Origin of the sequence: Mesorhizobium sp. M2A.F.Ca.ET.037.01.1.1, assembly GCF_003998075.1 — a bacterium.
In the GTDB taxonomy this organism is placed as follows: domain Bacteria; phylum Pseudomonadota; class Alphaproteobacteria; order Rhizobiales; family Rhizobiaceae; genus Mesorhizobium.
The window spans coordinates 1-7,740 of the sequence record NZ_RZSA01000220.1; the positions used below are offsets into that span (position 1 = coordinate 1).

A 7,740-nucleotide genomic window follows, 5' to 3' on the forward strand; every position below is an offset into this window, starting at 1 on the left:
GTGAACGAACTTTGCGATGGAACCTTGAATCCAGACCGCAAACACCTCGTACTCAAACTGGCCGATTCAACGGTCATTCGGTCACGCCCGATTATCGCAAGGACGTTCTGTTGCCGACTGTAAGTGTGATCATTCCGGTGAGAGACGGCGCGCCCTACATCGGCGAAGCCTTGCAAAGCATTCTGGACCAGGATCTGGCTGATATCGAAGTCATCGTCGTCGACGATGGCTCCTCGGACGACAGCGCCGCGATCGCGACGTCGCTCGGCGAGGGCGACGGCCGCGTCAAGGTCGTCGCCAATCGCGGCAAAGGCATCGTCGACGCGCTCAATATGGGAATCGCGCTCGCGCGGGCCCCTCTTGTGGCGCGCATGGATGGCGACGACATCTCGCTGCCCGACAGGTTGCGCCTGCAGGCGGCGCGCTTCGACGCGGATGCCAATCTGCAGCTGCTCGGCACGGCGGGATTGCAGATCGACCGGAACGGAAAAACGTTGAGGCCAATAGAGGTTCCCATCGGCAACGAGCCGTTGCGGTCTGCCCTTGCCGGATACAATCCCATGCTTCATCCGACAGTGATGTTCCGGACCGAGGCCGTCCGGCGCCTGGGAGGCTACCGTCGCGCATTCACCTATGCGGAGGACTACGATCTGTGGCTGCGGCTTTCCGAGGCGGGAAAGCTGGCCAATACGGATGCGCGGCTGGTCAAATTGCGCTCGCATCCAGGACAGGTGTCGCGCGTCAAGGAGGATCAGCAAAAGGCGGCCGCGGCGCTGGCCAGGCAGTCGGCGCTGTTGCGCCGCTCCCGCGCCGAGCCGTTCAACGCAAACGGCGAACCCGCAGAGGCCATTGGAACCTTTCTGGCATGGCGCGCCGCCACGGGGGCCGCCATCTCGAGCCTGGAGAGACGCGACATCGAATTGCTGCTGCGAACGGCGGGCATACCGTTTGCCACGACCTGCAAGCTGCTGCTCCTCGCGGCTGTCGGCGCCCCCTCGTTCAGGACGCTCGCGCTCGGGCCTCGACTGGCTTGGCGCAGGATGATCGCGCGCCCTGCCAGGATGCGGCCGAATTGATGCGGCCCGGCTGATGCGGCTTGTCGTCGATCTCACCAGCATGGCGCGCTGGCTCGGCCCTCCGGTCGGCCTGGTCCGCGTGCAGCGGCATTACAGCGCGGCCGCGGCCGCGTTCACGGCCTCCGATGTGGCGTTCACGGTGTTCGACCCGGTCGACCGGGTCCTCAGGCAGGTCTCGCCGCAACTGGCGGCGGAAATCATCGCCGGAGACATCTCATGCGATATGCATTTTTATCCGGATCCTGCCCGCGTCAAGGTGCAGTTTTACGATCGATGGCCGAACTGGGCGCGGCAGGCGCTGATGGCGATCATAAGACCGCGCCGGATCCTGATAACGGAAATCGGCGCGTTCACCCGGCACAATCCGGACAGCAGTCTTGTTCCGTTGCTTGAGCGGGTCGAAAACCGGCTGATGAAACCCAACGAGCGACGGCTGGTCGCTCGCGACAACGGTTCACGCGTCCGGATCGTGCCGCTGCGGACGGTGGCCGGCAACAAATACGAGCCGGCGCCCGGCGACCATCTGCTTTTGATGAACAATGATTGGTCGCACACCGATATCGGGGTCATTTCGCGCGCGTGCCGCTCGGCAGGCGCGAGGCTGATCGTGCTGTTGAACGATATCATCCCGATCCAGTTTCCCGACTGGTACAAGCGGCATGACGTCACCCGATTCACGGACTATGCGGCTCTGGCGATCAGGCTGGCGGACCGGTTCATCCTGACGTCGAAGCGCGTCACCGCCGATATGGAGGAGCATGCCGCCGGGCTCGGCCTTCACCTGCCGGACCTGAGACTGGTCCCGCTCGGCTGCGACAGCGCGCGCAAATCGAAGGCGGACGGCTCCCTGCCGGACGGACTTGAGGCAGGTCGCTACATCCTGTTCGTTTCCACCATCGAACCGCGCAAGAACCATTCGTTGCTCATGGACGTGTGGCGGCGCCTCGTTCAGGACGGAACGGTCGCGCATAGCGGCATGAAGCTGGTTTTCGTCGGCCGCAGCGGCTGGATGGTCGATGGGGTCCTTGAGAAGCTTCACAGCCATCCCGACTACGGCCAGAGCCTTATCCATCTCGACAACGTCGATGACGGGACATTGTCCCTGCTCTACCAAGGCAGCGCGTTCTGCGTGTACCCGTCGCTCTATGAGGGATATGGACTGCCGCCCGTCGAGGCGCTGGCCTACGGAAAGGCGCTGATCGCCTCGACAGGCGGAGCCATCCCCGAAGTGGTCGGTCCATTCGGACTCTGCCTTGACCCACTCGATGTCGAAGGATGGGAAAAGGCCATGCGGGAATGGATCACCTCGCCTGAGGTCCGGACTTGCTACGAGGGGAAGGCCGGCCAATTCGTGGCGCGAAGCTGGGAGCTGGCTGGCCGAGAGACGCTGGAGGCCACCCTTGCGCCGTTCCCGGACGAGGTCGCGCCGGCGCGAGAAGGAACGCCTTAGGCTCGGCCACGCCCGGCCGCCGCAGGGTTCCGCCTTTGCTGGACGCACAACCCCTTTCGGTCTAGCTTCCTTTCACCGCACGACCGGTGGTGAATTTTCGAGGGAGATGAACCATGACTTTGCCAAGCGACGCTCTCAGAGACGCAATCGGCCAGACGCGGGACAAATGGGGATGGTTCGTGGCGCTCGGCGTGCTGCTGCTGATCTTCGGCGGCATCGCCTTCGGCAATCTGTTCATCGCCACCGTCGCCTCGGTGTATGTCGTCGGCTGGCTGATGCTGATGGCTGGCATCATCGAGATCATCCACGCTTTCGGGGTCAAGACCTGGGGACGTTTCTTCTATTGGCTGCTGAGCGGCCTGCTCTACGCCGTCGCCGGCTTTTTCGCCTTCGACAACCCGCTGCTCGCCTCGGCGGTGCTGACGCTGCTGCTGGCCATCGCGCTCATCGCCTCGGGACTTTTGCGATCCTGGGTAGCCTTCAGCCACCGGCCGGAGCAAGGCTGGGGATGGCTGCTCGCGGCCGGCATCATCACCATTCTGCTCGGCCTGATGATCGCCATGGGCTGGCCGGTCAACAGCCTTTGGGTGCTTGGCATCTTCCTGGCGATCGACCTGGTCTTCCAGGGCTGGAGTTTCATCGCCATCGGGCTGGCCTTGAAACGGTAAGCGACAGGCGATCAGAACGCGATTTCGGCGTCCAGTTGCGAGAGCGGGCGCACGCCCGCCAGCAGCGCCCTCGCCTCTGCCTCGTCCGTTTTCATCTGCGCCACCAGCGCGTCGAGGCCGTCGAATTTGAGTTCCGGCCGCAGGAAGCCGAAGAACGACACCTCACAGGTCTCGCCATAGAGATCGCCGGAAAAATCGAAGACGTAGGTCTCGAGCAGCGGCGCGCCATTGTCGTCGACGGTCGGGCGGCGGCCGAAGCTGGCGACGCCGTCATGAAGCGTGCCGTCGGCACGGCGGAAGCGGACGGCGTAGATCCCCTCCCTCAGGGCGGCTTCCGGCGAAAGCCGCATGTTGGCGGTCGGGTAACCGAGCGTGCGGCCAAGCTGCTGGCCGCCGACCACCTCGGCCTCGACGGTGAAACGGTAGCCGAGCAGGCCGGCGGCCTCCTCCACCTTGCCTTCGGCGAGCAGTCCACGGATGCGGCTCGACGAGACAACTTCGGCGCCTTCATCGCGGAAGGCGTCGACGAGGGTCACGCCGAAGCCATGCCGTTCTCCCGCCGCCATCAAGAAGGCCGGGCCGCCCTGGCGGTCCTTGCCGAAATGAAAGTCGAAGCCGGTAACGGCATGGTGGATGCCGAGATTCTTCTCCAGCACATCGGTCACGAAAGCCTCGGCGGAGAGGGAGGCGAAATCGCGCGTGAACGGCTGCTCGACCAAGGCGGCGAAGCCAAATCCGGCGAGCAGCCGCGCCTTCATCGGCGGCGGCGTCAGCACGAAGAGCGGCACCTGTGGCCGGAACACCTTGCGCGGATGCGGCTCGAAGGTCAGCACCAAGGCGGGCACGCCATTGCGGCCGGCCTCAGCCAGCGCGCGCTCCAGGACGGCCTGATGGCCGCGATGGACGCCGTCAAAATTGCCGATCGCCACGACGCCGCCGCGCAAATGCGCAGGCAGCGGCGCGGCTGTGGAAAGACGTTCGAAGGCTTGCGTCATGTCAAAGCGCCCGTCATGGCCAGACTATCAACCTATTGCAGGCGCGGAATGACGGCGACCGGCCGGTAGCCGTGCTTTTCGAGAAAGGCCGCCAGCCTTGCGGGATCGTCGCCATGCTCACGCGCGTGGATGCCGCCCGAGACATAGAGCACGTCAAAGCCGTTGTCGGCCGCGCCCTTGACATCGGTCATCATGCCGTCGCCGATGGCGAGAACCTCGCTTCGTTCGACGGCGCGGCCAAGCAATCCGGCGACCTCCTTCATCGCGACATGGTAGATCGGCGCGAAGGGCTTGCCGGCAATCAGCGTACGGCCGCCCAGTTGCGCGTATTCCCGCGCGAGCGCGCCGGCGCACCAGATGGTCCGCTCGCCGCGCTCCACCAGGATATCCGGATTGGCGCAAATGAAAGGCAGGTTGCGGGCGCGCAGCCGATGCAGCAGTTCGGCATAGTCGGCGGGCTTCTCGACCTCGTCGTCATAGAGACCGGTGCAGACGACACCCGAGGCCTCGAATTCCTCGACAAGATCGACATCGAGCCCGTCATAGAGCGTGAAATCGCGCTCCGGCCCGATATGGAAGATCCGCCTTGGGCCGTCGGCGATCAGGTCGCGCGTCACGTCGCCGGAAGTAACGACCCGGTCACAGGCGTCGGCGGGAACACCGATCGCCTTCATCTGGGCAATGACGTCGGCGCTGCGGCGCGGCGAATTGGTGATCAGCACGACAGGCACGTTGGCCGCGCGTGCCCGGGCAAGCGCGGCGGCGGCCGCCGGAAAATGCCATTCGCCATTGTGAACGACGCCCCAGACGTCGCACAGTATGGCCGCGTAGCGCCCCGCCAGATCGTCGAGCGAAGCGATGATGTCGGGCGAATCCGCCATGCCGTGTCCCTGATTTCGATTCCTGGCAGGCCGCGACAGACTGTCGGCCACGGACGGTCCCGCATAACCGAAGCGTTTGATCCTGTCACGAGCTTTCCCGATCACCACAGGCCCGAGCCTCGATCTCGCTCGCCCGGACTCACAGGGTTAACGCGCAGTCAAAAAGGCGGTGCGTTCTTGATGGTTTCGCGCAAGCTGAAATTTAACGATTTATGACTATGGTACGACAGCAACTGCGACCATGGTCGTATCTCGGCACGGATCCTTGGCGGGGGTAAATGCAATGATCCGCGATTTTTTTCGCGACAGGCGGGGTAATTACGCCTTGATGACGGTCATCACAATGATACCGCTGATGGGCGCCGTGGCGATTGCCGTCGACTACACCGAGTTGATCAGGCAGAAGCAGGAAACGCTGAACGCGCTAGACGCGGCGGGGCTCGCAACGGCACAGCAGATCGTCGCCGGTGCCAGCGACGCCGACGCGAAGACCTACGCTAAAAGCTTCTTCGAGGCCAACCTGAGGCATGTCCTTCCGGCGAACGCGACGCTGGCGGTAACCCTGCCGAACAACAACGCCGGCGGCGGCACGCTGGTCCTCGAGGCCGCGCTGCAATACAAGCCTTATTTCCTGCCGGCTGCGGTCGCGCTACTTGGCGGAACGCCCGGCCAGACGACCGTCAACTTCTCGGCCAGGTCCGAGATCCGCCTCAAGAACACGCTGGAAGTGTCGCTGGTGCTCGATAATTCGGGCTCGATGAGCGACATCTCCCCCACTGGAGGCCAGCAACGCATAGCGCTGCTCAAGACCGCCGCCACCGAACTGGTGAACATGCTTGCCGGCCAAGCGGATCTGATGAGACAGATCGACAGGCCAGTGCAGTTCTCACTGGTGCCGTTTTCGGCTTCGGTCAATGTTGGTCCAGCCAACAAGGATAAAGCCTGGATGGATCTGGACGGCATTTCACCGATCCATCACGAAAATTTCGATTGGACGAAGATGTCCAAGACCGCTTCTGGCGATCCAAACAAGTATATTGAGAAAGTTGGTGACGCTCGCTGGAAGCGCGGCAGTGGTTGGGGCGCGGGACAGAACACCCCAATGACCCGCTTCAAGCTCTACGAGGAGATGACGGCCACGACCCGGACCTGCACCAAGAAGCGGTCCAATGGCAGTTGCCAAACCTATTCTACCCCCACAACCGGACAGTATGAAGCCTGGAAAGGCTGTGTGGAGGCGAGGCCTTATCCCTACAATGTCGACGACACGACGCCGACAGCGAGCAAGCCCGCCAGCCTGTTCGTACCGATGTTCGCGCCGGACGAAGCAGGTAATCTGTGGACCGACAGCACACGCACCAGCACAAATTCCTGGGGCTACAGCAACAACTGGTGGATAGATTCGAGCGACGGTCTGTCGGTGCCTCAACGCCAAGCGGATATGCGGAAATATTTTCTAACCAAACCGTACGACGCTTCGACCGTGTCGGCAGACGACGGCCCCAACGCAGGTTGCACGACGAGCCCAATCACACCGTTACAGGATGTAGCGACGACCGCTGGTAAGCAGACGATCCTCAGCGCCATAGATGCGATGACACCTACCGGCAACACCAACGTGCCGGAGGGACTCGCATGGGGCTGGAGGACTCTCTCCAGCAATGAGCCTTTCACCGAGGGCCGAGATAACAACGAAAGAGGCAACGACAAGGTTGTCATCGTGCTCACGGACGGTGCCAATACCTACAGCTCAGTCAACGACAGCAGCTATGCCAATAACAGATCGACCTATGCCGCCTATGGATATACAGGACTGGTATATCCCGGTTCGGGCTCGGTGACCCGCCTGTTCATGAACACCAGCTCAGCCGTCGGCAAAAGTACCTATACCGACGCGAACTATACCGCCGCTCTCGACGAGCAGATGCAAACGCTGTGCGCCAACGCCAAGGCCAACAACATCATCGTCATGACGGTTTCCCTTGATCTCAGCATTCAAAAAACAGCCGAGAAGAAGGCGATCTCGGCGCTTACCGCCTGCGCATCGGATTCGCGGTTCCGCAGGGATCCAACCGACCCGAGCAAGCCCGCGAAGTTGTTCTGGAACTCGACCGGCGCCACGCTGTCGGACGACTTCAAGGCGATCGGCAGCGAATTGTCGAACCTGCGCATCGTCAGTTGAGCACAATAAGCGGGGCCGCTCGAGCAAAATGCGCAAATTATGGCACCAATTCTGCCGTGACCGCCGCGGCAACTATGCCCTCGTGACGGCAGTCGCCATGGTTCCGCTGATGGGAGCCTTGGCGGTGGGGGTCGACTTCACCGAGCTCAACCGCGAGAAGCAGATGGTGCTCAACGCGCTCGACTCGGCCAATTTCGCCTCCGCGGTGCGCCTTTCGCAGGGTGCGTCGGACGACGAGATCAAGGCCTATGCGGCTGCCTTCCTGAATTCCAATCTCAACGCCATCGATCCCGCCAACATTGCGCTCGATGTCGCGCTGCCGAGCAGCCAAACCGGCGGCGGCTTGATGAAGCTTTGCGCGACGCTCACCTATCATCCCTATTTCCATCCGGCGGCGGCGCTGCTCAGCGGCGCATCAGACGGCGACGCGCATAAGCCGATCCAGGTCGAGATGTGTTCCCAGGTGCGGCTGAAGAACACCCTGGAAG

At 62.7% G+C, this 7,740-nt stretch carries 7 protein-coding genes; 5 read left to right on the forward strand and 2 right to left on the reverse strand.

Annotated features, from left to right (window positions below; all coding sequences use genetic code 11):
- The first annotated feature begins 110 nt into the window (after positions 1–110).
- The 3 genes from EOA27_RS13430 to EOA27_RS13440 all read left to right on the forward strand — a co-directional run bounded on the left by EOA27_RS13430 (position 111) and on the right by EOA27_RS13440 (position 3,194).
- Positions 111–1,076, forward strand: coding sequence for a glycosyltransferase (locus tag EOA27_RS13430; protein WP_189343160.1), 966 nt, complete (start codon positions 111–113; stop codon positions 1,074–1,076).
- Between the two features lie 13 nt (positions 1,077–1,089).
- A complete protein-coding gene (locus tag EOA27_RS13435) occupies positions 1,090–2,526 on the forward strand; it encodes a glycosyltransferase family 1 protein (RefSeq protein WP_126083167.1) in 1,437 nt (478 codons plus the stop codon).
- Positions 2,527–2,639: 113 nt separating this feature from the next.
- Positions 2,640–3,194, forward strand: a complete 555-nt coding sequence (locus tag EOA27_RS13440; RefSeq protein WP_126083168.1) for an HdeD family acid-resistance protein — start codon at positions 2,640–2,642, stop codon at positions 3,192–3,194.
- Between the two features lie 11 nt (positions 3,195–3,205).
- On the opposite strand, the gene EOA27_RS13445 is transcribed toward EOA27_RS13440, so the two are convergent.
- Entirely contained in the window at positions 3,206–4,189 is a 984-nt protein-coding gene (locus EOA27_RS13445; RefSeq protein ID WP_126083169.1) for a bifunctional riboflavin kinase/FAD synthetase, read from the reverse strand.
- Positions 4,190–4,221: 32 nt separating this feature from the next.
- Positions 4,222–5,070: a TIGR01459 family HAD-type hydrolase gene (locus EOA27_RS13450; RefSeq protein ID WP_126083170.1), complete on the reverse strand. Its 849-nt coding sequence runs from the start codon at positions 5,068–5,070 to the stop codon at positions 4,222–4,224.
- Positions 5,071–5,353: 283 nt separating this feature from the next.
- Here EOA27_RS13450 and EOA27_RS13455 point away from each other — a divergent pair, with 283 nt between their 5' ends.
- Together EOA27_RS13455 and EOA27_RS13460 are read left to right on the forward strand one after the other, a co-directional pair.
- Entirely contained in the window at positions 5,354–7,252 is a 1,899-nt protein-coding gene (locus EOA27_RS13455; protein WP_127256422.1) for a pilus assembly protein TadG-related protein, read from the forward strand.
- 28 nt (positions 7,253–7,280) lie between these two features.
- The coding region (locus EOA27_RS13460) for a TadE/TadG family type IV pilus assembly protein (protein WP_145970341.1) at positions 7,281–7,740 on the forward strand (460 nt) is incomplete at its 3' end.

Coding starts and splice junctions, on each gene's coding strand:
- EOA27_RS13435 (WP_126083167.1), top strand. CDS start 1,090: ATGCGGCTTGTCGTCGATCTCACCAGCATGGCGCGCTGGCTCGGCCCT.
- EOA27_RS13440 (WP_126083168.1), top strand. CDS start 2,640: ATGACTTTGCCAAGCGACGCTCTCAGAGACGCAATCGGCCAGACGCGG.
- EOA27_RS13445 (WP_126083169.1), bottom strand. CDS start 4,189: ATGACGCAAGCCTTCGAACGTCTTTCCACAGCCGCGCCGCTGCCTGCG.
- EOA27_RS13450 (WP_126083170.1), bottom strand. CDS start 5,070: ATGGCGGATTCGCCCGACATCATCGCTTCGCTCGACGATCTGGCGGGG.
- EOA27_RS13455 (WP_127256422.1), top strand. CDS start 5,354: ATGATCCGCGATTTTTTTCGCGACAGGCGGGGTAATTACGCCTTGATG.